We start from the raw sequence: 22,909 nt of genomic DNA, 5'->3' as shown, positions 1-22,909 counted from the left end.
TGCCGTAATCTATAAGAACAAGGTCACTCCAACCTTAATTCGTTAGAAAAAAGGGTGGAATTTAAAACTGATTCAAAAAGCGGAGATCGTTTTCAAAAAAAAGTCTGATATCATCGATGCCGTAACGAAGCATCGCGAGTCGTTCGATTCCCATTCCAAATGCGTAGCCGCTTACTTCGCCGGGATCGTAGCCTACAAATTTGTAAACATTCGGGTCGACCATGCCGCAGCCTAAGATTTCAAGCCAACCGGAATATTTGCAGACGCGGCATCCTTTCCCGCCGCAGATAAAGCAGTTTACGTCAACCTCTGCGCTCGGCTCTGTGAACGGGAAGAAACTCGGACGGAAGCGAGTCTTCACGTCCGTGCCGAAAAGTTCCTTTGCGAAGAAAGAGATTGTTCCTTTCAGCTCCGCAAAGCTGACATTTTTATCCACATACAATCCCTCGACCTGATGAAACATGCAATAGGCCCGTGCGCTGACCGCTTCGTTGCGGTAACATCTCCCCGGCATTATGACACGAACGGGCGGCTTATTCTGTTCCATTACCCAAATTTGAACGTTAGATGTGTGTGTTCGTAAGACATATTTCCCGGTATCGCCTTTCACAAAAAAAGTATCCTGCATGTCACGTGCGGGATGATCCGGCGGAAAGTTGAGAGCTTCAAAGTTGTGATAATCATCTTCGATTTCCGGTCCGTCGGCGATTCCGAAGCCGATGCCGATGAAGATTTTCTTTATATCTTCGAGGGTCCGGGTCAGCGGATGTTTCCGCCCGACATATCTCTTTCGTCCGGGCACCGAAAGATCGACTTTCATGCTCGTGGATGATTTCCGGTCCTCTATCCTTTTTTTTGCCGACTCAAATTCTGATTCCAGGAAGTCTCGAAGAGTGTTCAGTGATTTGCCGAATGCGGGCCGCTCCTCTGCAGGTACATCTTTCATTTTCTCGAAGAGCTGCGCGAGGAGACCCTTGCGCGATAGATATGTCAGTCGAAAATCTTCGGAGTCTTCCGCAGAATTCAATCTGCCGATCGCAGCGGTGGCTTCTTCTTTCAGTCTTGCGATTTCATCGAGCATATTGTCTTCTCGTCATTCCGATAAAAAAATCCAGGAACGATTGTTGTCCGAATACAAAAAATCTTCCTGCGTTTCAGAAGACCCGAATTTCCGAGCGCAGGAAGATCGTATTAATTAAAAGCAAAATGGACGACTTCCTTGAATGTCTCCGGACTATTCGCGGCTAGGTCGGCCAAAACTTTTCTGTTTATTGTAACTTCCTTGTTTGCGAGTGCAGCTATCAAGCGCGAGTATGTCGTCCCGTTTTCGCGGGCCGCGGCATTGATGCGGACAATCCACAAACTTCTGAACTCTCGTTTCTTTTTCCTGCGATCCCTGTACGCGTGTTGGAGCGCCTTTTCGACATGGTGCTTTGCAACAGTGTGTACCTTGCTGCGTGCGCCCCAGGATCCTTTCGCTAATTCAAGCGTTTTCTTCCGCCTTCTATGGGAAGCTACTTTATTTTTTGAACGTGGCATTTTATAATTTCTCCGTTAACGTCTCAAATATAACACACTCTCGCCAAAAATTCACGACTCCGTGCCGCAACTTCTCAAGACTAATCGATAGTGTCCCGCGGCGCTTTATCGTGCAGGCGGGTTATTGGTTCAACATGCCGCGGACACGTCCCACGTCGGTCTTGTCGAGAACCCCGGCCTTTCTAAGCTGACGTTTCCTTTTACGAGTTTTCGATGTCAAAATATGACTTCTGAATGCTTTCTCGCGAAGGTATTTGCCGCTTGAAGTCCTCTTTATCCTCTTTGCCATAGCACGATTTGTTTTTGTCTTCGGCATTCAATTCTCCTTTGTGTCGTTTTGTTTCTTGATCTGTCCCTGCTCCTGATGTGACGAAGTGCTTTCGACTACTTGAACCTTCGGCGAAGGTGTTCCTTCCGAATTCTTCGGAGCCGACTCGCCTCGCTTCGCGGACGAAGCGGTTTTCTTTTTGGATTTATCGGGAGCTATGATCACGGCCATGTTCTTTCCTTCCAGCTTGGGTAACTGTTCCACTTTACCGACATCGTCGAGGAATTCCATGAACCTCTTTAGAAGATCCTCACCGAGAGCTGTGTATGTTATCTCCCGTCCTTTAAAGAAAACGCTTCCTTTTACCTTATGTCCCTGTTCCAAAAATTCTCTTGCATGTCTCGATTTAAAAAGGAAGTCGTGGTCGTCGGTGTTTGGATGGAAGCGTATCTCCTTGAGCTGTGCGGAAGACTGTCCCTTCGTTTTCGCTTTTTCTTTTTTCGTCAGCTCATACATGTACTTCCCGTAATCGACAAGTTTGCAGACCGGTGGGTTGGACGTCGGCACGATCTCCACGAGGTCCAGACCTCTTGTCTCGGATAGCTTCAAAGCTTCTCGCGGCGGCATAACCCCCAGCTGTTTTCCGTCGGAATCGATCAGGCGCACAGTCGGTGCCTTGATCTCGTTGTTGATTCTGAGTTTAGGTATGTTGATAGGCGTCTCCTATGTTTTGTTTGCTATTTCGTTTTTTATCATCGAGATAAACTCTGAAAGCGGCGATGCTCCTTTGTCGCCTTCATGGTGCTTGCGAATTGCAACTTTCCCGGTATCCTTTTCCTTTTGTCCAACAACCAACATATAAGGAACTTTCTTTGTTTCCCATTCACGGATTTTAAATCCGATTTTTTCGTTGCGATCATCAAGCTCGACCCGGACATTTTCTTTGGCCAAGGCCTCCACGACAGATCTTGCGTATTCGTTGACGGAATCGGTGATCGGAAGAACTGCCGCTTGCACGGGCGAAAGCCATGCGGGAAATGCTCCGGCGTAGTGCTCGGTCAATATGCCGACGAATCTTTCGAATGAACCGAATATGGCCCGGTGAATTGCAACCGGCCTTTTTGCCTGCCCGTCGGCATCGGCGTAAGTCAGATCGAATCTCTCGGGAAGCATGACGAAGTCGAGTTGAATTGTGGCAACCTGCCATTCTCGTCCGATGGCGTCTTTGATTTGAATGTCGATCTTGGGTCCGTAAAAAGCGCCGTCCTTTTCTTTTATGTCGTACTTAATTCCGTTTTGTTCCAACGCCTGTTTCAGTGCGGCTTCCGCCTGGTCCCAGAGCTTTGGATCGCCCATGCCGTCGTCCGGCTTAGTCGAGAGTTTGAAAGAGACTTCGAATCTGAAAAGGGCATAGACATGTTTTACGAGACCGATAAGGTCATTTATCTCCGACAGGATTTGGTCGGGGCGGCAATAAATATGGGCATCGTCCATCGTTATTTGTCTGACGCGGAACATTCCGCCGAGTGCGCCGGAAATTTCGTTGCGGTGCAGCCTGCCGATTTCAGAATAGCGAAGCGGAAGGTCGCGGTAGCTTCTGGTTTTAAATCGATACACGTAGCTGCTTTCCGGACAATTCATCGGCTTCAGAGAATATGTATCCTCCTCGACGTCGAGGATGAACATGTTTTGTTTATAATGTCCCCAGTGTCCCGACTGTTCCCACAAATCTTTTTTCACGAGCATCGGGGTCGATATTTCGAGATAATTCCGCTTGTCGAGTTCCTCGCGAATGAATTTTTCGAGTTCGCGGAAGATTATCATTCCATTCGGGAGCCAGAACGGTGCACCGGGAGCTATATCGTGGAACACGAATAGTTCAAGCTCGCGTCCGAGCCTTCGATGGTCGCGCAGCTTCGCCTCCTCCAGCATCTTGAGATGATCTTCGAGCATCTTTTTCTTCGGGAACGAGACGCCGTAAACGCGCTGGAGCATTTTGTTTTTGCTGTCGCCCCTCCAGTATGCTCCGCTTGTGCCGAGAAGTTTGAAGTATTTCAATTTACCCACCGATGGAACGTGCGGGCCGCGACAGAGATCGGTAAAATCGCCTTCGCTGTAAAAAGTTATCGTCTCGTCGAGGGCATCGATGATCTCGACTTTGTATGGATCTTTCTTATCTCTGAAAAATTTTAATGCCGCATCTTTGTCGACAACTTTTCGAACAAACGGACTGTTCTGCTCCGCTATTTCATGCATCCTTTTTTCGATCGCTTCCAGATCTGCAGGAGACAAAGTCTTATTGACGTCGACGTCATAATAAAATCCGTCTTCGATTGCAGGACCAACCCCGAATTTTGCCTCCGGGAAAATTGATTGGATGGCGTGTGCCATCAAATGCGAGCTGCTGTGCCAATAGACCTCGCGTCCTTCCGGATCGTCGAAGGTCAGGAACCTGAGTTCGCAATCATCTATAATAGGAGCGTTAAGATCCGAGGTTTTTCCGTCGATCTTCACAGCAAGTGCCTCCTCCGCCAACGAGCGGCTGATTTTCTTTGCGACTTCGATCGCCGGCGCAGAGGAATCGACCTGTAATATGGAATTATCGGGGAGTTTTACTTTAGGCATAACGCTTTTTTGTATTAAAAAGGTCGGAGAGATTGCACATCAACGGAGTAAACCAAACCCCATACTTATCGGAAGGACATTTTACTTGTTAATTCCCAACTTGTTCGAATGAATTCTTTTCTTCGAAGTGATATTTCTTTCGCAACTACAATTTTCACGTGAGCCTTTTTTCTTTCTTCTCAATTTCTGCTTTCAGTGGGCGATAGAAGATTCGAACTTCTGACCTCTACAATGTCAATGTAGCGCTCTAAACCAACTGAGCTAATCGCCCGCGGGTAAAACTGTGCCGAGGGCGGGACTTGAACCCGCACGACCTTTTAGAGGTCAAAGGATTTTAAGTCCTTCGCGTCTACCAGTTCCGCCACCCCGGCGCGCATGCACACGAGGTGCCGGTGTTCTGGCACGCAGCCGTGTTCCGCCGGCCCGAAGGGCACTTTCAGAAAAGCCTTGTTCCGAACCTTTTTCGGGACAATTAATTTAGGTACCAATGGCATGAAAGTCAACGTGAATTGGCTGGAACTGTTAGCTTTTTAAAGATATCTGCATGGGATTTTGCTGTACGATCACATTTTTCAGAAACTCTACTCGCCTTCCTGGTTTGCCACTATGATAAGTCCGAGTATTCCCAAATCGGAATACAGCAACGGGGCGAGAACCGGAGCAAACACGAGGATTCTCTCGATGCTGAGACGGCCGTTGTCCGCGAGATCACCCGACAAGTGGAATGCAAATCCAAGCACGCCAACAACTATTGCCGCAATCATTGTCCAGAAATACGTCAACTCATCTCCGTGAGACCAATTCTTGCTAATGGCCAGTGTCATGACTACACTCGTAGAAAATAATCCGAATACAATGGGAATCAGCTTATATAATGAATATCCGTATTGACCATGGTCGATAATCGAAGTGAGCGCGCTTGCTGCGAATCCGAGACCGACAAGCCAAAGAAAATGGCGGTCACGCGAGATGGGCGCTCTAAAAACTCCCAGACCAGGCACCTCGAGAATTCCGGGTTGGTTGTTGACTTCCTTGATAACACCGTATAAGCCGACGAAAGAAATTCCTGCAAACGCCAACGGTGCGAGAATGGGAGAAGCAAATGTTACCCAAATCCAAGTCAGTTGTCCAAGCGGGTTTAACGCCTGATTCGCGTGAAACGCCGTTCCAAGCACGCCAACAATGATTCCCAATCCCATCAGCATAATATGAGCAAGAACGGTTGGTTTTCCCGGTCTCGGTCTTAGCGCTACAAGGAAACTGGATAAAGCGCCCAGCGGCGCAAAGATTACTGGAATCAGTTCGTATGATGGTACAAAATCATTCACCGCGTGTGCAAGGACAACGTCAAGTCCGGTAAAGATAAAATTCACGCCGACAAGGATCAGAAGAAGTCTATTTTTATCGATCGGCAATTTCACGCGCGCAAGATGGAATACTGTCAGCTCATTCATTGCCCGACGCCTCCTCTGTGGCGAGAACGTAATTCCTGAGCATCCTCTTTCACTTTGCTTAATTGCTTGAGAAGAGGGTATACGCCGTGCCACTGAACGTAGTCCGGTCCCTGCATGTAAGCAGCGAACTTCGCCGTCCTGCCGTAGTAATGCCAGAGATCGAAGGCATCGTAGCTGATTTGTGTCGCGAACGGTCTGGAAGTAATTACATTATCTTTAATGAGTCCCGTGATTATGTCGGAAGCTTCCTGCACTTTTGAATTCACAAAGGAGGTGACACTATCGGCCTGCCGATAAACATTTTTGATGAACGATTGCGAATGGCAATTCGCGCAGATCTCTTGCATTGCGAGGCGATTTTGCCCGCCGTTCGGTCTGTCAGCTGAGATTGCCGAGAATAAAAATTTTGTGAGACGGGTTCCCACTTCGTGTGTGGTGCCTTGTCCGCCGAAGCCGCTCATGTGGCAGGTGGCGCAAGTTGGAGCTGGAAAATCCCGGGTTGTCAGCCGGCCGGGTTTCTGATCCCAGTTCCATTTATCTCCTTCGGTCGCGTACATCACACCGTGTGCGGATTCTCTGTAAATCTCATCCTGGGGATGATCGGGACCGAGGTGGCACTGTCCGCATACTTCAGGCTTGCGGACCTGGCCAAGAGAGAACTCGTGCCTAAGGTGGCACTTGTTGCAGTTGCCGATGCTGCCATCCTTGTTCGGCTTCCCGATTTCATGGCAGCTTTGACATGCGGCAGGCGTTACGTTCGGGCCCTCCATATCGAAGATGGAATTTCTCGTAGCGGTGGGAATTCCGTTCGGCCCGCGGGTAAGCTCGGGGATGCTTTCAGTCACCTTCCGTTGATCGGAATCGAAATCGTCAAAACCGGTAAGTGCCATCCATGCCGGTCCGGCGTGGCGGCTGTGTGAATATTCGTCGGTCTCTCTCACGTGGCATCTTCCGCACTGTTTGGGCGTCGGCTCCGAAGTAATGTAGAATCCTTCGTGTTCGTGGCCCATCGGATTGTTCCTTTCGACGACGTGACAATCCTCGCATTTCACGCCCGACTTTGCCATGGTTCCCGAGGCGAATTGGAAGACAATATCGGGAGTGACACGCTGGTGGCAGGTTGCACACTTGTCTCCGCCCACGTACGAGACTTCAGTCGATGGGGCGTGAGATACTGATGTACCTCCGCCCGGAAGGTTTGTGAAAATGTAGATTGCGAGAAGAACCACAACAGTTATAATGATTCCTGCTATGACAGTTTTTGGTATTTCACGTCTCATCTCTTTACTTCCTGCTCATGATTATAGGACTTTTTCATCTGAAATATACTAGATCCCGATATCGAAAACATCGATAATTTTCAACTCATCTTGTAGGAAAAATTTGCACCGGCATTGCCAAATATTCAACTGTTATTTCACCGATCACACATGAATTTTGTCCTGCGTTGGCGGCTCAAAGACACAAAAATTGGATTTTGTTCGATTATTCTTTTTGGGGAACCTTTTCAAATTGATGAAAAGCAGCTTTTTTTTGGTATGTCTCCTCAAAGCCTTGGAAATTATCTGCCCTCTCTTAAATTAAAGAAGAGCTGGAATTTCTTAGAGCTCAGATTCCTGCCGAGAGAGATAGAAAGTGTCATATTTAGCCGACATACGAAGCACTGAAAAACTAAATCACCTCTTGGATGTGTGCCGGGCAAACCTGTACACGTTTAACGAGGATTTGATAAGGCGGGCATTCGAGTTCAGCTGGAATGCTCACGTCCGGGGTAAGCCTCGCGCCTCGGGCGAACCGTATTTCTCACATCCCTTTGAAGTGGCCCTTGTGGTGGCAAAGGAGATTCCACTTGATGATATCTCTGTCGCAGCAGCACTGCTCCATGACGTTGTCGAAGATACCCCTTACGATCTGAAAGCGGTTCGGACGGAATTTGGAAATGAAGTTGCCGATATCGTCGACGGGGTGACGAAGATTTCCGGCGCCGTCGAGAGTCACGAGATCACGCGCGCCGACAATTACCGCAAGATGCTTCTCTCGATGGCAAAGGATGTTAGGGTCATTCTTGTGAAGTTTGCCGACCGATTGCACAACATGAGGACGCTTGCGTTCCTTCCGCCGGAGAAACAGCAGAGGATCGCGAAAGAGACTTTGGAAATCTATGCTCCTCTTGCCCACCGTTTCGGCTTGGCGAAAGTTAAATGGGAATTCGAAGACCTCGCATTCAAGCACCTCAATTCTGCCGACTACGAGTATATATCGAGGAAACTGCAGGCGAAACGCCGTGAACGTGAATCGTATATTAGGAAATTTATCCTGCCGATAAAAAAGCGTCTCGAAGATGAAGAAAGCAAATTTGAGATCACCGGCCGGCCGAAACACATTTACAGTATCTACAACAAGATGGTGAAACGCGGCAAGCCGATAGAGGAGATATACGATTTGTTCGCAGTAAGAATTATTCTTGACACTGACGACAAGAACGATTGCTTTACCGTTTATGGAATAGTCTCGGAGATATATACGCCGGTCCCGGAGCGGTTCAAAGACTATATTTCTGTTCCAAAGCAAAATGGATACCAGTCTATCCACACAACGGTGATCGGCCCGGAAGGCAAGATGGTCGAAGTGCAGATCCGAACACAACAGATGGACGAGGTCGCAGAGCGCGGCGTTGCGGCTCACTGGAAATACAAAGAAGGAGTCAAAGAATCTGATAGGAACCTTGAAGAATGGATATCATGGGTGCGGGAGATTCTCGAGCAGCCTGCGGTTTCAACCGATGATGCATCGAGCTTCCTGGAGGGATTCAAACTCGATCTGTACCAGGATGAGATCTACGTATTCACTCCGAAAGGAGATTTACAGATACTTCCGAAAGGGGCAACCCCGGTGGACTTTGCATTTGAGATACATTCTCAGGTAGGCACACATTGTGTCGGCGCAAAAGTTAACGGAAGGATTGTTCCGCTTAGTACGAAATTGAACAGCGGCGATCAAATTGAGATTATCACCTCGTCAAATCAAAATGTAAATCCCGACTGGGAGAAATTTGTCGTTTCAAGAAAAGCCAAGGCACACATCAGACGCTGGTTGAATGAAGAAGCGAGGAAAAAAGCTGCCGAGGGTGAAGAAATCTGGAATAAGAAGCTGAAGAAAAACAAGCTTTCGATTTCAGAAGAAGATTTTGCGAAACTGCTTCATGATTTGAAGTTCGATAATCCTCAGAAATTTTATTCGGCTATTTCCGATGAGGAGGTCGAGCCTGAAAGATTGATCGCTCGGCTAAGACAGCAGAAATCTCTGAGAGAAACAGGGGAGGCTGCGAAGCCCGTTCAAACTTTCGTCGAGATAGCAAGAAAATCGTCGGAGGGAATCGTCGTCGATGGATCTCGAACCGATTGGAAGGTCTCTTATGCGAAGTGCTGCAATCCGATTCCGGGAGATGAGATAGTCGGTTTCGTCACTACAGGCGAAGGGATAAAAATACACCGGAAGTCATGTCCAAACGTAGGAAGGTTAGACAGTCAGGCAAAGGAGAGAATAGTTGAGGCAACCTGGCCCGGAGAAAGCAGCGGTCTATTCGTCGCCGGAGTGACCATCTCCGGATTGGATAGGCCCGGGATCCTGACCGAAGTTACGCACGCCATAACAAACTATCAGAACACGAATATCCGCAGCGTTTCTGCAGAAGTGCGCAGTGCAATTTTTGAAGGTCAAATCATTATGTATGTGAAAGACAGGGAACATCTGGAGCGTCTGATCGATAAGTTGAAGAAGATCGAAGGTGTGACTCGCGTCGACAGATTATCCACTGCCGTTTCCGGCGGGCAGAATGCCTGACGAAAAACGAGTTTTGGGAATTGACTTCGGGTCGAAAAGAGTCGGCATCGCCGTCAGCGATCCCATGGGAATCATTGCCCAAGGCATCGATACTCTTCCCAACGATCGTGATCTCCCCGATAAGATTCTCGAATTAGTAAAGAGAATGTCGGTTACCAAGATTGTGATAGGCAAACCGCTTAAATTAAGTGGAGGCGAAGGAAACTCCGCAATACTTGCATCGAAATTCGCAGATGTATTGAAGAAAAAAATGTCAAAGGGTTATGAGAAAAAAGTCGAGGTTGTCGAATGGGACGAGAGATTTACTACCACTATTGCCCAGCGGACACAAATCGAACTCGGCATCAAGAAAAGTGAAAGGCAAAAGAAAGGTAACCTGGATCGCATGGCTTCTCAGATCATTCTCCAGAGTTATCTCGATTCACATAGATGAGTGATGAATTAGAACCGAGGCGGAGGATGGCCACTTTCGGAAGGGTCATCCCGGTTATCCTCGTGGTGTTTTTGATCATAGAAATTGTCATGCTTCCGTTACCGTGGACTGTTGCGGGTTTGAGAACTGAAAATCCAGGTTTGACGGCTTTGATGAAACAAAGGATCACGCAGGCGAAGTCCAGACATGAGTTTTATAAGATTAAATACGCTTACGTACCTCTTTCAAGAATTTCCAGTTCGATGATCCACGCGGCGGTAGTCGGCGAAGACGGGACTTTCTTTGAGCACAACGGCGTTGACTGGCACGAAGTTGGGCAATCTCTTCAGAAGAATTGGGAGGAGAAGAAAATAGTCCGCGGATCGAGCACCATCACGATGCAGCTGGCTAAGAATCTATGGTTCTCAACGAGCCGTGATCCGTTGACTAAGGTCAACGAAATCATCGCGGCGTATATGCTGGAATATTATTTAACAAAGGATCGAATAGTGGAATTATATCTGAACGAAATCGAATTTGGCCGGGGAATTTTCGGGGTCGAGGCAGCGAGCAGGATTGATTTCAATGTCCCGGCGTCTCAGCTTTCTCGCGACCAGGCAGCCAGACTTTCCGCAGTTATTCCGAGCCCGATTAAACATACGCCTGATTCGACCGGCAAGTTTGTTTTGTCCAGAACGGACGTAATACTGGCAAGGATGGACGCTCGAGGATGGTAATTGGAAGTTTCAATTGCATAAGTGAATTTTGAATTGGGAAAAACGGGACGAACGCTTAGTCCCAAGTCGGGAGCTCGAAATTTAAAAATGCGAGTTAGTTAAGGTGGATGTTTCTGAATTGAAGGCCCTCATTTCCGAGGGAGAAAACTTTAAGATAGAGTTCAAGCGACAATTCAGCGGAATTGAAAAAATTGCGAAGGAGCTTATCGCGTTCGCGAATACGAAAGGTGGGATGATCCTCTTTGGCGTTGATGACGACGGTACAATTTATGGAGTCGAAAGCGAGAAATCGGAGATCGATCTCATCTACGAGGCATCCCGCAGATATTGTGAGCCGCCGATCGAGCCTATCGTTCAGGTCATAGAATTGAACGGAAAAGACATCGTGGTCGCAATCGTCGAAGAGAGCAGAAAGAAGCCGCACAGGCTGCAGGATTATAAAGAGGATGTGTCCCGCGATGCAAGAGTTTATATACGCGTAAACGACAAGAGCGTGATCGCAAGCAGGGAAGTTATCAAAATATTGGAGAGTGAACGTCCGGACAGCAAACCTCTTTCGGTTATCATAGGTGAAAACGAGCGAAGGCTGTTCAAGTATCTGGAAGACCACCAGCGGGTTACGGTGAAGGAGTTTGCAAAGCTTGTTAACATCAGCGAAAGACGGGCCTCGAAAATCTTAGTCAATCTTGTCAGAGCGGGAGTGATAAGGATTCACACGGCAGAGAAATTCGAGTACTTTACATCGGCTTTTTAAGACGCAAGGGTCATGAAGCCGGACACGGCTTCCGTCTTCTTTCCTTTCTCTGATTTCCGAATCATTATTCATGTCGTTTCCCGGCACACATTTCAAACAATCTATATACTGCAATTCCATAGGCTACCGCAACATTGAGCGAATGTTTCACCCCTCTCATCGGGATTTCCACGGCAACATCGGCAGCTTCCACGACATCCTTTGTTATTCCTCCGATCTCGTTTCCGACAGCGATACAGACCGGGAAAAACTCGCGAGGCAATTCCCACAGGGGAATGCTCTCATCGGTTTGTTCGAGCACCACAAATTTTATTCCACGAGACTTGATTTCGTGGACGGCATCAAGAGGCCGTTTATGGTACGACCATGGCACACTTTCGACAGCCCCGAGAGCGGTCTTTGAAATTTCCGGCCTGGGAGGATAAGGGGTAAATCCGGTGAGGTAGAGTCTCGAGAGAAGGGCAGCATCAGAAGTCCTGAAGATCGAACCGACATTATAAAGGCTGCGGACATTTTCAAGAAAGCCGTAGATCGGCATGCGCTCAGCTGCGATCGCCTGTTCGACCGACAGCCGGCGGGATGAAATCTCGGCGTGTGCCAGCTTACGCATCGGCAGGCTGGCCGGGGGTAGAATCTTCTGGATGCTGAGGAGATTTTCTGAACCAAACCCTGTAAAAAACGACCTCGAAAACGGTTAGCAAGATGAGCGATAACGAGTCGCCGTCCAGTATCGCACTTACTCCTTCTTTGCCGAAGGTGATTCGTATCATAAATGAAGACAGAGTCCAGCCTGCGGTGAAGATGATCCCGGCGAACCCGACAGCAAGTAGCGCCTCGCCGAGTGTCTCCTCATAATATCTTTTCGCAAGCAGATAAACGCCGGCCGTAATATGCATCCAGAAAATCAAAACGGGAATCATTCTATTTCAAAATCTAATCTCAACACGTGAAAATCAATGTCAATTGGGAGCCAAAAGTGAATAATTGAAAATAACTTTTCTCTGTCACTTTCAATTCTTCCGCCATTAATCTTTGACATATAAAGGTTATATTTTAAGCGAGCGCTTTGGCGCCATACCCTAATCATATAATAAACGAACGGCAAAAGGAGTTTTATTCTGACTGCGCGATTTTTGAAAAAAATAGTGGTTCCAGCTTCGACATCGAATTTAGGGCCGGGTTTCGACACACTCGGGCTTGCGGTGAACAGGTATCTCACCATCGAAGCCGTGCCTTCGAGAGATTTTTCCGTCGAGATATCCGGCGAAGGCGCCAGCGAAATTCCCCGCGACGAATCAAATCTGACTGTGCGCGCGCTGACGAAAATTCTCGGGGAAGTACCGAAACTGAAAATAAAGATCCACAACGAAATTCCGTCATGCGGGGGCTTCGGCGCCAGCGGAGCTGCCATCATAGGCGGTTTAGTTCTCGGCAACGAGCTCCTTCAAAAGAAGCGCAGTGTAGCTGACATTTATAACATCGCAATAAGCATCGAGGGTCATCCTGATAATGTAAGCGCCGCCCTTTTCGGCGGGCTTGTCATCAATGCGCGCGGAGAAGACGGAGCTTATTCGCACATCAAGATTCCCGTCAATGGGAACCTGAGATTCGTCGCCGTTCTCCCCGATTCGAAAGTCGAGACTTCCGCTGCGAGGAAGATTCTTCCGGCATCTGTGACGCTCCGCGACGCAGTTTCGAATATTCAGCACAGTTCGCTTTTGGTGGCGGTATTTTCTTCAGGCGATTATGAAATGCTCCGGCATGCGGTCCATGACGAGCTCCATGAAAAGCATCGTAAGAAGCTCATTCCGCATTTTGAGGATTTTGAGAAGGCGGCACTCGGCTGCGGTGCCCTAGCGTTCGCTGTCAGCGGAGCAGGAAGCAGCTGCATAGCATTCTCGATTCATGACAGCGAGAAAGTTGAGAATTCTTTTAAGGGTTTGATTAAGAAATTGAAGCTCGATTGGCGGGTGGAAATTTTCGAACCGGTAAATGAAGGTGTCAAGGTGTTCCATGACGGATCATCCGGAGCGGATTGAACTTACTCTCAAGGACCTTGCAGGTTTATCAAACGTGTCGGGTTTGAGAATTGAGATTAGTCGATAGTCAATGGCAACCATCGCAATCATCGGCAGGCCGAATGTCGGTAAGTCCACGTTATTCAACCGTTTCATTGGGGGAAGACATGCAATTGTCGACGACAAGCCTGGTGTAACGCGCGATAGAATTTACGGGACTTTCGAATGGCGGGGAAAGAAGTTTACGGTAATAGACACGGGCGGCTTCGTGCCGGACTCGAAAAATATCTTTGAACAGGCCATCAGGGAACAGGCTCAATATGCCGTGGACGAAGCCGATGCGATTGTGCTCGTCGTGGACGCGCGAGCGGGAATCCATCCGGTCGACAAAGAGCTTTCAAATATTCTGCGCAGGAAAAGCAAACAGGTCCTTCTTGCTGTCAATAAAGTCGACGATGTGAAACACGAGAAGAGCGTCGGTCAATTCTTTGAGCTCGGTTTTGAGAATGTCATGGGGATCTCAGCTCAGCTCGGCAGGAGTACCGGAGATCTTTTAGACAAGGTAATTGAAATTATACCTGATGGAGAAGAAGGAAGAGATATTCCGGATGAGAGAAGGATAGCCGTCATCGGGAAGCCTAATGTCGGCAAATCCTCTTTTGTGAACCTGCTGCTTGGCGAGAATCGCTCGATAGTCACAAATGTTCCGGGAACGACCCGTGATTCCGTCGATTCGCATCTAAGTTTCCAGGGAGAAGAAATAATTCTCATCGACACCGCAGGTCTCCGGAAAAAAAGTAAAATAAAGGAATCGGTAGAATTCTTCAGCGCACTGAGGACCTTCCAGTCCGTGGAGAGATGCAACACTGCAATAATTCTTTTCGATGCTTCCATAGGAGTCGAGAAGCAGGACCTGCAAATTGTTGAGTACACGATGGAACATGGAAAGCCCGCCGTCATAGGAGTCAACAAATGGGATCTGGTAGATAAAAAAAGTGTGACAGCTGCGGAGTATGAAAAGGCAATTAAGGCGAGGCTCCGGATCCATGATTTCATACCGGTGGTCTTTATCTCTGTATTGGAAAAGCAGCGCGTGCAGAAGCTCCTTTCGAAAGCCATCGATATAGATGAATCTTCAAAGTCAAAAATAAAAACGAGTGAACTGAACGACTATTTATTACCGTTAATCGGAAGGACGCCGCCATTCTCGAAAACCGGCAGAGAGATAAAGATAAAGTATGTCACGCAGGTTGAAAGCAAAATCCCGACCTTCGCGTTCTTCACGAACTTGCCCGAAGAGGTATCGACAACCTACAGAAGATTCCTGGAAAACAAGATCAGAGAGAGAATCGCGTTCGAGGGCGTGCCGATAAGGGTCGTGTTTAAACAAAAGTGAAATGAGAAATTCATCGCATGCTTGAACTGAATTCGTTATCAAAGAAATTCGGCTCGTTCACTGCAGTCGAAAATCTTTCTCTTAATATTGAACCGGGTGAAATATACGGTTTTCTCGGTCCGAACGGGGCAGGAAAAACGACGACAATAAAAGTGATTGCAACACTCCTCAAGCCGACCTCGGGCATCGTAAGAATAAACGACATCGACGCGCATAAATTCCCGCGAGAAGCGAAGAAATATCTTTCCTATGTTCCCGATCAGCCGTTCCTTTACGAGAAGTTGAGCGGACAGGAGTTTCTTTTGTTCGTCGCGCGGTTGTATGGGATGGAAAAAGAAGATGCCATGAAAAGCGTCAAAGGGGTTTCCGAGATCTTCGAGGTGCTGCCATGGCTGAACAAGAGAATTGAAGACTATTCACAGGGAATGAGGCAGCGGCTTATACTGGCGGCAGCCATGATGCACAGGCCTAAACTCATAGTTATTGACGAACCGATGGTCGGACTAGATCCACGGGGAGCAGAGACATTTAAAGCGCAGACCAGACTCGCAGCGCAGAATGGTGCTGCCGTATTTGTAACGACTCATCAGCTGTCGCTCGCGAAAGATATTTGCACCAGAGTCGGAATTATTCACAAAGGCAGGCTCGTGTTTGAGGGGTCTATGCAGGAATTCTCGGGCAACGGCACAGAGCATCTCGAGAAAAGGTACATCGAGCTGACTTCGTAAAAAAATGCTGAAAGAACTCGTAAAGACAAAACTGCGTCTCCTTTATCTCGAGGGCGGCGAGCGGATAAGCCACCATCTGCTCAGGTCGATATTTTCAGTGATAACTTTTTCGATCTTCGCTTATTTTACTTTTGCAGTCGTGAAATTTGCCACGGGATATGTCATAAAGGAAGCTAAGCTCGGGCTATTTCTTTATCACAGATTACTTGCGTTAAGCTTATTTGTTTTTTTTGCCATCATCAGCGTGGCTAATATTCTCGTTGCCTTCGCGACGATATTTAGAAATAAGGAAGCGGAGTTCCTTCATACGCTTCCAATTGAGCCCGTGCAGATTTTCGTCTCGAAGTTTCTCGATTCATTTCTGTATAGCTCCGCGCTCATGTCGATACTTATTATTTCCGCCGTCGCAGGCTATGCGGGATATTTTCATAACGGTCTGGTGGCAATACTGGGAATAATTCTTGCAGTCTTCCCGTTGATACTCTCGGCCGCGTGTATCGGTTCGATCATCTTACTGGTCGTTTTAAAATTTTCCAGAAAAATTTCGGTCAGGGCAGCGGTGCTTGTGGTGACGGCGCTTTATGCGGGCGGCACCTATTTGTACATTCGCCTGAATAACCCGTTCAAACTATTCACCGACGTGATGAAATATTATCCGCACATCGATAGGTATTTGGGATCGCTCGATCCGAAGTCGGATTATTTTGCGCCGAGTTTTTGGGCCGCAAATTTTTTCTACTTCGCAACCACGAAGAATTTCATAGGAGCTGCGGCGTCGGCTTTGATCGTATGCGCCATAGCGGCCGGTCTATTCGTTTTAATGATCAAGTTGGCGGATAAGTATTATCAGGATGCGTTCTGGATTGCGCGTCACAAGCTTTTCGAGAGAAAAGTGAGAAAATCAGCCGCGTCGGCCGACGGTGGAAGGAATTGCAGATCAATTTCGCTCCTTCGTAAAGACATGCTGCTCTTTCTCCGCGAACCGAGCCAGACATTTCATTTTACAGTGCTGATCATCCTGATAGGTATATTTCTCTTCAATCTATTTGCAATGAGGATCTTTTTGCCGGATAATTTCATCGTCACTTCGGCGTTTACGTTGATATTTGCATTCAATAGTTTCCTTATCGTCTCGCTCGCCGTTAGATTTGTATATCCAATGCTCAGCCTTGAAGGCGAAAGCATGTGGCTTCTTCGATCCTCTCCGGTAAACTTAAGACGGGTTTTTTGTTCCAAACTTTTGCCGAGCATCATCATTTCGACATTGATTGGCGCCGTTCTCGGTTACGCGTCGCCGTCGCCGTTCGAAAATTTCCGCCAGCTTATCCCACTCAGCACATTGTACGGGTTGTTTGGAGGAATAATTTTTCCGTCCGTGGTAATGATATTCGGCGGGGTATTTGTGGATTATAAGGAAACGGATGCCGTTCGGATCTCATCCTCACACGGCGCAACAGTTTCACTCCTCGTTTCACTCGGGATGATGACCATATTGAGCTCGATTGTGTTCAATCAGACATTTCTCTATTTCGCTTCACGGGGAAATTTCCATGTAGATTTGTCAAGGGTTTGGGTTTTGGGATTGATTGCCGCGGCCTGTGCCCTCTTAGCTTACACTTTTGGCATGAAGGCGTTGAAGATAGATCTGTCCTGATTTTGAACCGGGATTTATGAGCTTGATAATTCGTACGCGGGCGATTAAATTAGTTGTCCCAATGGGGTTGTAGCTCAGTTTGGTTAGAGCGCCTGCCTGTCACTTGGACGGGAACAACAGAAATCCCTTCAAATAATTAGAATCCCGCATCTTTTGGCTCCGACACCTGCCAGTATTATCTAACTCCTGCCGAACAAGATGGTACATCGCCTAAAAGAACAGGAGCGATCATGCCAACTCTCATCCGCGCGAAAACGGGAATCTACCACATTGTCAGCACCGTCAACGGAAAAAGGGTCTGGAGAACCACCGGAACAAGAATTCAATCCCAGGCTTACGAGGTTTTCCTGAAGCAAACCAAGCCAGACGGGAAGCTTATCTCAGAGTGCTTTGTTGAGGTTGAACCTTTCGTGAAGGCGAACCTGTCCAAAAGTACTTCAGAAATATATGACTTCACAATAAAAAGCCTTATCCGAATCATTGGAGATCTTCCGGTAAACCGAGTAACTCATATGCTCATCGAAAAGTACAAGGTCGAAAGGATAAAGGAAGTAAAGGCTGAAACTGTTAATCAAGCCGTGAGAACAATCAAAGCATTCTTCAACATCCTCAAGCGATGGAAAATCATAGGCGAAAATCCCTGCGACGGCGTGAAGGAAATGAGGATCCAAGAGAAGATTCCTGTATATCTGACAGAAGATGAATTGAAGAAACTAATTGATTGCATAAATGATAAATGGTTAAAGGAAATTGTAATCTTCGCGGCAATGACCGGTGCAAGGCTGGGAGAAGTCTTGAACGTTATGTGGGACGATCTGGATTTTGCCCGAAAGACTGTTCTCATAAGAAGCAGTGCCGTGTATCATATAAAATCAGGAAAAGTGCGAGTTGTACCTCTAAACGAAACTGTTATCAGAATGTTGGAGCATAAGAGAGATCGGGAAGGTTTAGTATTCAAAGGAAAAAGGGGAGGACACGCTCAGGATAATCATGTCAGTCGTTCATTTAGAATGGCAGCAAGAGTTGCGAAGATGAAGGCCGGTGTTCACTTTCACACGCTCAGGCATACCTTTGCAAGTCTTCTCGTAAAGAAAGGAGTTTCGTTATATCAGGTGCAAAGGTTGCTGGGACACAGTTCGCCTCGGGTCACTGAAGTATATGCCCACTTGCAGAATTCTGAGATGCACGATGTTGTCGAAAAGTTAGATTTGAATATTTGATTGACAGAATGCTATTCGGCAGGTGTGTTAAACTTTATTCTTTCAACAGCGTCCCGAACGGAATCAGAGGGGACGCCCAAGTAAATCTCGGTCGTTTTGACTGAGCTGTGCCCCAACAATTCTCGGATTGCTAAAGGTGTGGCACCATTTGCTGCCGACCAACTTGCGCCGGTTTTTCGCAAAGAGTGAAAGTGAATGGATTCGTCTAATCCAATTTCACGGCAGTAGGCTTTGAATCTTTTCGTGACGAAATCCTCCAGAAGCCTTTCGCCCTTGTTATTCACAAACACGTAATGTCCACGATGTTCAATGGACTTCAGAAGCTCTTCAATTTGGGGAGAAATAGGGATTGACCGTTCCTTGTTGAATTTTGTCCGATGATCGTCGGCAGGATGAATGTTAATTAATCTCAGTTCGAAATTAACGTCGTCCCATCTCAAAAAGACAATCTCTCCTCGTCTCATGCAAGTCAATACAGCAAAGATGAAAAGCCTCTTGAGATATTCTTCCCGAACTGCGCTGAGAAGTTTATCCATATCAGCTCTGCTCAAGAATTTCACAGCCCTCCGCTCCTGACGAATGTTCTTGAACTTTTTGAAAGGATTCTCTTGAAGATATTCCCATTCTACCGCCAGTTGCATGGCGGCCTTCAATGTTCGGACATCGATACTGAGAGTCGCGGTGCTCACATTTTTTCTCCGTTCTTCAACATATCTGCGGAGGTGTTCTAATGAAATCTTCTCCAAAATTATTTCGCCGAACAATTCAGTCGCCAATCTTATTACCCGCTCGGCATTCTCAAGAGTCTTGGGAGCTCGGTTCTCCTTAACAAATTCCAAATATTTGTCCGCGAAATTCTTGAATTGCATATCCGATATGGCGGTTTTGATCATGGAATCATTTATAGGGTAAGGTTTTGCCATCAACCAATCATGGAGGGCAGGCATATAAAATCGATATGTTTCGCCGATTTGCACAAAAGGTATCAACTTCTTTTTGATTAGTTCGAGCACATCGGCTTCAGGTACACCCAAGAATTGTGCTACATCAGATACGCACAAAACTTGTTTCGTTACTCCCTGTACCACGATAAATTTCTCTTAGCCTAGCAGACCCGACGCTGCAGTCGCCGGATCAGGCGTCAGGCTACTTAATTAGATTACTATCCTTGTTCGTCATGTGCTTCATTCGTGGCTGAGCGTAGCGTTTCTTCTACCGACAAGCCGTTCGCGACTTTGTCCACCAAGGCTTCGGCTTCCTCGTAGATTTGGGCCATCGGGAAGACCATCTCATGGATGTCCATAGAATTAACATCCCCGTAAGGATAGAGCCGCATGAGTTGCAATGATCCGTTTGATCCGTTGATAGTGAATTTCAACGGGATTGACGACTCGTTAAAATGATTAACAAGATGGAACAAATCCATATGTACATTGTCAGCGTGAACTTGGTCGCTCTTAACTATCACTAGAACCGATCTCTGCTTAAGGATGTCCTTGAAATAGAAATTAAGTTTTGCCTCGCCCTCGATGATGTCTTCGACCTTGAAGGCATCTTTTCCATCAGGAATCATTGCTTGATCGTGAGCCTTAAAGAATTGCTCGATTCGGGTTAGGCTGGTGTCGGGAGAATGTCTCCCTTTGGATTTCTTAGCTTTTTTCATTGTTACCTCTTTGTTTTCGCTGCTTTGTTTTGATTTGGCCTTTGATACCACAGCAGCTGGTAGTGTCTTGGGTTGTATTGCTCTGTTTTTAAAGTTTGACTTCATGTTTTTTTCTCTCGAAGATCGCCCCGAGGCCACCCGCCGTTTCCAGCGGGTGGTGATTGGGCAACCTGTTACTTCTTTCCAACCTCTTCAGGTTTCTTATGTGCCGCTTTCGTGGCACGTTTCGCATCTACCATTCGCTGACGTTCCCGGTTCCGCTCCAGCTGTATTTGAGCGTGACTTACAATGGAAACGTCAACATTGGGCATTGCTTTGAACTCTTCCTGGATCTTTTGCAACGCTTCATCAGTCGAGATTCCGACGCTGGCAACGCCGGGTTTCATTATCTCAAAGTTCTTAGCTTCTCCGCCATATTCTTTTGCCATGTCTTCTAATAATAATTTCATTTCTAAAGCTGCTGGGTGTTCCGGTTTAACTACTGTGTCGACTAAATAACGATTGATAACTAAATGTTTCATGTAACTCCATGATTGATGGCGGCCTTTTGAAATTGGTTTCACTCCCCCACCAACTGGGGCCACCGTTAACAGATGGTGATGGAGAGTACTTGCTAAATGGATCATCGGCCAGTTTAATCCCCGAAATGGTGGAGGGACTCCAATGCAGATGGGATGGAGACATCTCATGAAACCATTTCTGTGAGACTTTGGGCCCGAATGAAAGTTGACATCGTCTTAAGTTCCAACTCGTCAGGATCAATTGTCTCAAGTACAGAATTCAGGTATAGACGCTTCACTATTAACCCACAACCCTCGCCGATTGAAATAGTGAAGACAAAGGTCCTGCTGTTCTCGTTAAGTTGGTTCACAAGATGGCACAGATCTCCGATAGATTTAGTTTCGACCCCCAGGTCGCTGCAGATTTCCACGTTTATCGAATCCAGATCTGGCGCCTCGGAGATGATTATATAAATCGATTCGTCGCGGCGGGTTTTTTCAGCTGTGAAAGCGTTCTCAGCGTCGTCTGTTATGCTGTAACCGCGCGTAGCAAAGTGTTCCTTGATCCGTGCTAGGTGTGGATTGTTAAACTCTGTTTCTAGTTCCATTGTGTTTAATCCTTATTTCCGGCCGCCTTTTTATTGACCTCTGTACCATGGCAGTCTGTGATGGCACTGAAGGCTTTGAACTTGTCTTTCCCGTTAGATATTTCATATACATATGCATTGATAACTCATATTGCGTGCCATAAAAAAAGCCCCAATGAAGGGGCTTTCGATAGATTAGATGCCATGGTGGCGACATTTCGTTATTGATTTCTCGCCAACATAACGATACTTCGTCAGGCTATCTTGTTTCTTTTGATCATACTATTGAGAGTGCTTCGAGGCATACCGAGTTCTAGTGCAGACTTTGATACGTTTCCTTCGTTCTTAGCTAATGTCGAGCGAATCCGGGTGATCCGCCGATGTTTCTCTTCCTCTCTTAGACTAAGTGCAGTCCCATTTACCGGCAGAGCATCTTTACCTAAAACCGGACTGGTGAATGGCTCAACGTCTTCTGTTGGAATACGGATTTTGTCGAGAATGACTGCTTCGTCACCAGAGAAGATCACGGCATCTTCTATTACTCCCGCGAGTTCTCGAACGTTACCTGGCCAATCGTACTGGACAAGTATGTCGAGAAGGCATTCAGAGATCTTTGTCAATTTGGTTTTGCCGTTCTTAGCTGCATACCAATTAAGAAGATGTTCTGCTAGGAGCGGAATATCTTCTCGCCTGTCTTTAAGGGGTAGAAGTTTGATTACATGACGTTTGATCCGGTCATGGAAATCTCGGCGCAACTTACCATCGTGGAGTAGATTTTCCGGATTTTTGTTCATCGCGACGACGAATTGTGCTCGAGTCGTTTTCGGTTCGTCGGATCCAACCTGAAAGTAGTCCCCATACTCGATTAATCGTAGTAGTTTTGCCTGGCTTGCTTGGTTGAGTGCTTCCACCTCATCCATGAAGATGATGCCTTCAGAAGCAGCTTCCACGTGACCTTTGCGTATACCGATGGCTCCTGTGAAAGCACCTCTGGCATGGCCGTAGAGTTCACTCTCAAACATAGTATCGGGAATGGCTGACATATTGATTGTGACGAATGGATCGTTTCTTCGCGGACTAAGTTCCTTGAAGTGCCTGGCAAAGTATTCCTTGCCGGTTCCTGGTTCTCCAAGCAATAAAACCACCTTGACAGATGGAGCTTTTGCATATGTTTCTATGAGTCTAATTCTCTCTTGCATAATCTTGTTGTTTGATATGAATAGCGGATCAGGGAAATCTCTGTTATTCATAGGATTACCCTCACCGTCCCGTTGAAATCTTTACTTAACTCGAACGCATACATTACTAATACATTTAGATTGATACTTGAACGCTTCCTCTCACTGCTGAGAGGCGTGGCAGGGTGGTTCGCTCTGCCACTTATGAGCATGGGGATGCTCATTTATTTGCATTCTCCAGGTTGAAATATCTACATGTTGCCACAATATTCTTCCTTTCTGAAAGTGGTCTGTCCACTTTCACTTGTTAATAAACTCTAATTAACAATACAC

At 47.0% G+C, this 22,909-nt stretch carries 23 protein-coding genes and 2 tRNA genes; 9 read left to right on the top strand and 16 right to left on the bottom strand.

All coding sequences use genetic code 11. The annotated features are described in order from the left end of the window. Nucleotides 1–61: 61 nt before the first annotated feature. The 9 genes from pheS to VLX91_13670 all read right to left on the bottom strand — a co-directional run bounded on the left by pheS (nucleotide 62) and on the right by VLX91_13670 (nucleotide 7,166). The gene (gene pheS, locus VLX91_13710; protein ID HUI31261.1) at nucleotides 62–1,081 is read right to left on the bottom strand and encodes a phenylalanine--tRNA ligase subunit alpha; all 1,020 of its coding nucleotides are present in this window, start codon (nucleotides 1,079–1,081) and stop codon (nucleotides 62–64) included. 110 nt (nucleotides 1,082–1,191) lie between these two features. After that, the gene (rplT, locus tag VLX91_13705; protein ID HUI31260.1) at nucleotides 1,192–1,539 is read right to left on the bottom strand and encodes a 50S ribosomal protein L20; all 348 of its coding nucleotides are present in this window, start codon (nucleotides 1,537–1,539) and stop codon (nucleotides 1,192–1,194) included. Nucleotides 1,540–1,660: 121 nt separating this feature from the next. Continuing rightward, the gene (rpmI, locus tag VLX91_13700; protein ID HUI31259.1) at nucleotides 1,661–1,855 is read right to left on the bottom strand and encodes a 50S ribosomal protein L35; all 195 of its coding nucleotides are present in this window, start codon (nucleotides 1,853–1,855) and stop codon (nucleotides 1,661–1,663) included. Further along, nucleotides 1,856–2,500, bottom strand: a complete 645-nt coding sequence (gene infC, locus VLX91_13695; protein ID HUI31258.1) for a translation initiation factor IF-3 — start codon at nucleotides 2,498–2,500, stop codon at nucleotides 1,856–1,858. A gap of 30 nt (nucleotides 2,501–2,530) precedes the next feature. After that, entirely contained in the window at nucleotides 2,531–4,432 is a 1,902-nt protein-coding gene (gene thrS, locus VLX91_13690) for a threonine--tRNA ligase (protein ID HUI31257.1), read from the bottom strand. Between the two features lie 196 nt (nucleotides 4,433–4,628). After that, nucleotides 4,629–4,703: transfer RNA gene (locus VLX91_13685), tRNA-Val, on the bottom strand. Nucleotides 4,704–4,716: 13 nt separating this feature from the next. Continuing rightward, nucleotides 4,717–4,803: transfer RNA gene (locus VLX91_13680), tRNA-Leu, on the bottom strand. 210 nt (nucleotides 4,804–5,013) lie between these two features. Then, a complete protein-coding gene (locus tag VLX91_13675) occupies nucleotides 5,014–5,886 on the bottom strand; it encodes a hypothetical protein (protein HUI31256.1) in 873 nt (290 codons plus the stop codon). Next, a complete protein-coding gene (locus tag VLX91_13670) occupies nucleotides 5,883–7,166 on the bottom strand; it encodes a multiheme c-type cytochrome (GenBank protein ID HUI31255.1) in 1,284 nt (427 codons plus the stop codon). The genes VLX91_13675 and VLX91_13670 overlap by 4 nt, the downstream gene beginning before the upstream one ends. 355 nt (nucleotides 7,167–7,521) lie before the next feature. On the opposite strand from VLX91_13670, the gene VLX91_13665 reads away from it, so the two are divergent. From VLX91_13665 to VLX91_13650, 4 genes are all read left to right on the top strand, one after another. Continuing rightward, nucleotides 7,522–9,729, top strand: coding sequence for a bifunctional (p)ppGpp synthetase/guanosine-3',5'-bis(diphosphate) 3'-pyrophosphohydrolase (locus tag VLX91_13665; GenBank protein HUI31254.1), 2,208 nt, complete (start codon nucleotides 7,522–7,524; stop codon nucleotides 9,727–9,729). Further along, complete coding sequence (gene ruvX / locus VLX91_13660; protein ID HUI31253.1) at nucleotides 9,722–10,162, top strand: Holliday junction resolvase RuvX; 441 nt, start codon at nucleotides 9,722–9,724, stop codon at nucleotides 10,160–10,162. Before VLX91_13665 ends, ruvX begins: the two co-directional genes overlap by 8 nt. Next, nucleotides 10,159–10,878 carry a monofunctional biosynthetic peptidoglycan transglycosylase gene (gene mtgA, locus VLX91_13655; protein HUI31252.1) on the top strand — a complete coding sequence of 240 codons (720 nt, stop codon included), beginning with the start codon at nucleotides 10,159–10,161 and terminating at the stop codon, nucleotides 10,876–10,878. The genes ruvX and mtgA overlap by 4 nt, the downstream gene beginning before the upstream one ends. A 118-nt stretch (nucleotides 10,879–10,996) precedes the next feature. Beyond that, a complete protein-coding gene (locus tag VLX91_13650; protein ID HUI31251.1) occupies nucleotides 10,997–11,632 on the top strand; it encodes an RNA-binding domain-containing protein in 636 nt (211 codons plus the stop codon). Between the two features lie 64 nt (nucleotides 11,633–11,696). Here the strand turns inward: VLX91_13650 and VLX91_13645 are convergent, their stop codons facing one another. Together VLX91_13645 and VLX91_13640 are read right to left on the bottom strand one after the other, a co-directional pair. Further along, nucleotides 11,697–12,242, bottom strand: coding sequence for a TrmH family RNA methyltransferase (locus VLX91_13645; protein ID HUI31250.1), 546 nt, complete (start codon nucleotides 12,240–12,242; stop codon nucleotides 11,697–11,699). Continuing rightward, nucleotides 12,235–12,552 (bottom strand): hypothetical protein, encoded by a 318-nt coding sequence (locus tag VLX91_13640; GenBank protein ID HUI31249.1) that lies wholly within the window; start codon nucleotides 12,550–12,552, stop codon nucleotides 12,235–12,237. Before VLX91_13640 ends, VLX91_13645 begins: the two co-directional genes overlap by 8 nt. A gap of 213 nt (nucleotides 12,553–12,765) precedes the next feature. Here VLX91_13640 and thrB point away from each other — a divergent pair, with 213 nt between their 5' ends. The 5 genes from thrB (at nucleotide 12,766) to VLX91_13615 (ending at nucleotide 18,648) form a co-directional block, all read left to right on the top strand. Then, nucleotides 12,766–13,671: a homoserine kinase gene (thrB, locus tag VLX91_13635; protein HUI31248.1), complete on the top strand. Its 906-nt coding sequence runs from the start codon at nucleotides 12,766–12,768 to the stop codon at nucleotides 13,669–13,671. 70 nt (nucleotides 13,672–13,741) lie between these two features. Next, a complete protein-coding gene (der, locus tag VLX91_13630) occupies nucleotides 13,742–15,046 on the top strand; it encodes a ribosome biogenesis GTPase Der (protein HUI31247.1) in 1,305 nt (434 codons plus the stop codon). A gap of 17 nt (nucleotides 15,047–15,063) precedes the next feature. Beyond that, the gene (locus VLX91_13625) at nucleotides 15,064–15,774 is read left to right on the top strand and encodes an ABC transporter ATP-binding protein (GenBank protein HUI31246.1); all 711 of its coding nucleotides are present in this window, start codon (nucleotides 15,064–15,066) and stop codon (nucleotides 15,772–15,774) included. 4 nt (nucleotides 15,775–15,778) lie between these two features. After that, entirely contained in the window at nucleotides 15,779–17,428 is a 1,650-nt protein-coding gene (locus VLX91_13620; GenBank protein ID HUI31245.1) for a hypothetical protein, read from the top strand. Between the two features lie 230 nt (nucleotides 17,429–17,658). Continuing rightward, nucleotides 17,659–18,648: a site-specific integrase gene (locus VLX91_13615; protein HUI31244.1), complete on the top strand. Its 990-nt coding sequence runs from the start codon at nucleotides 17,659–17,661 to the stop codon at nucleotides 18,646–18,648. Nucleotides 18,649–18,659: 11 nt separating this feature from the next. On the opposite strand, the gene VLX91_13610 is transcribed toward VLX91_13615, so the two are convergent. From VLX91_13610 to VLX91_13590, 5 genes are all read right to left on the bottom strand, one after another. After that, complete coding sequence (locus tag VLX91_13610; GenBank protein HUI31243.1) at nucleotides 18,660–19,736, bottom strand: tyrosine-type recombinase/integrase; 1,077 nt, start codon at nucleotides 19,734–19,736, stop codon at nucleotides 18,660–18,662. Nucleotides 19,737–19,810: 74 nt separating this feature from the next. Next, on the bottom strand, nucleotides 19,811–20,311 hold the full coding sequence (locus VLX91_13605; protein ID HUI31242.1) for a hypothetical protein: 501 nt from the start codon (nucleotides 20,309–20,311) through the stop codon (nucleotides 19,811–19,813). Nucleotides 20,312–20,484: 173 nt separating this feature from the next. Next, a complete protein-coding gene (locus tag VLX91_13600) occupies nucleotides 20,485–20,832 on the bottom strand; it encodes a hypothetical protein (protein ID HUI31241.1) in 348 nt (115 codons plus the stop codon). 164 nt (nucleotides 20,833–20,996) lie between these two features. After that, nucleotides 20,997–21,419, bottom strand: coding sequence for a hypothetical protein (locus VLX91_13595; protein HUI31240.1), 423 nt, complete (start codon nucleotides 21,417–21,419; stop codon nucleotides 20,997–20,999). 233 nt (nucleotides 21,420–21,652) lie between these two features. After that, a complete protein-coding gene (locus tag VLX91_13590) occupies nucleotides 21,653–22,648 on the bottom strand; it encodes a sigma 54-interacting transcriptional regulator (protein HUI31239.1) in 996 nt (331 codons plus the stop codon). Nucleotides 22,649–22,909 lie beyond the last annotated feature (261 nt).

This window comes from Candidatus Acidiferrales bacterium (genome assembly GCA_035515795.1).
Taxonomy (GTDB): domain Bacteria; phylum Bacteroidota; class Ignavibacteria; order Kryptoniales; family JAKASW01; genus JAKASW01.
The sequence above is the reverse complement of the archived record's forward strand: the minus strand, read 5'-3'. Positions and strand labels throughout refer to the sequence as shown.

Excerpts from the sequence above, each read along its gene's own strand:
- rplT (HUI31260.1), bottom strand. The coding sequence starts at position 1,539 with ATGCCACGTTCAAAAAATAAAGTAGCTTCCCATAGAAGGCGGAAGAAA.
- pheS (HUI31261.1), bottom strand. The coding sequence starts at position 1,081 with ATGCTCGATGAAATCGCAAGACTGAAAGAAGAAGCCACCGCTGCGATC.
- VLX91_13595 (HUI31240.1), bottom strand. The coding sequence starts at position 21,419 with ATGGAACTAGAAACAGAGTTTAACAATCCACACCTAGCACGGATCAAG.
- der (HUI31247.1), top strand. The coding sequence starts at position 13,742 with ATGGCAACCATCGCAATCATCGGCAGGCCGAATGTCGGTAAGTCCACG.
- mtgA (HUI31252.1), top strand. The coding sequence starts at position 10,159 with ATGAGTGATGAATTAGAACCGAGGCGGAGGATGGCCACTTTCGGAAGG.
- rpmI (HUI31259.1), bottom strand. The coding sequence starts at position 1,855 with ATGCCGAAGACAAAAACAAATCGTGCTATGGCAAAGAGGATAAAGAGG.
- VLX91_13640 (HUI31249.1), bottom strand. The coding sequence starts at position 12,552 with ATGATTCCCGTTTTGATTTTCTGGATGCATATTACGGCCGGCGTTTAT.
- thrS (HUI31257.1), bottom strand. The coding sequence starts at position 4,432 with ATGCCTAAAGTAAAACTCCCCGATAATTCCATATTACAGGTCGATTCC.
- VLX91_13675 (HUI31256.1), bottom strand. The coding sequence starts at position 5,886 with ATGAATGAGCTGACAGTATTCCATCTTGCGCGCGTGAAATTGCCGATC.
- VLX91_13670 (HUI31255.1), bottom strand. The coding sequence starts at position 7,166 with ATGAGACGTGAAATACCAAAAACTGTCATAGCAGGAATCATTATAACT.
- VLX91_13645 (HUI31250.1), bottom strand. The coding sequence starts at position 12,242 with ATGCGTAAGCTGGCACACGCCGAGATTTCATCCCGCCGGCTGTCGGTC.
- VLX91_13625 (HUI31246.1), top strand. The coding sequence starts at position 15,064 with ATGCTTGAACTGAATTCGTTATCAAAGAAATTCGGCTCGTTCACTGCA.
- ruvX (HUI31253.1), top strand. The coding sequence starts at position 9,722 with ATGCCTGACGAAAAACGAGTTTTGGGAATTGACTTCGGGTCGAAAAGA.
- VLX91_13590 (HUI31239.1), bottom strand. The coding sequence starts at position 22,648 with ATGAATAACAGAGATTTCCCTGATCCGCTATTCATATCAAACAACAAG.
- VLX91_13615 (HUI31244.1), top strand. The coding sequence starts at position 17,659 with ATGCCAACTCTCATCCGCGCGAAAACGGGAATCTACCACATTGTCAGC.
- VLX91_13600 (HUI31241.1), bottom strand. The coding sequence starts at position 20,832 with ATGAAACATTTAGTTATCAATCGTTATTTAGTCGACACAGTAGTTAAA.
- VLX91_13620 (HUI31245.1), top strand. The coding sequence starts at position 15,779 with ATGCTGAAAGAACTCGTAAAGACAAAACTGCGTCTCCTTTATCTCGAG.
- VLX91_13605 (HUI31242.1), bottom strand. The coding sequence starts at position 20,311 with ATGAAAAAAGCTAAGAAATCCAAAGGGAGACATTCTCCCGACACCAGC.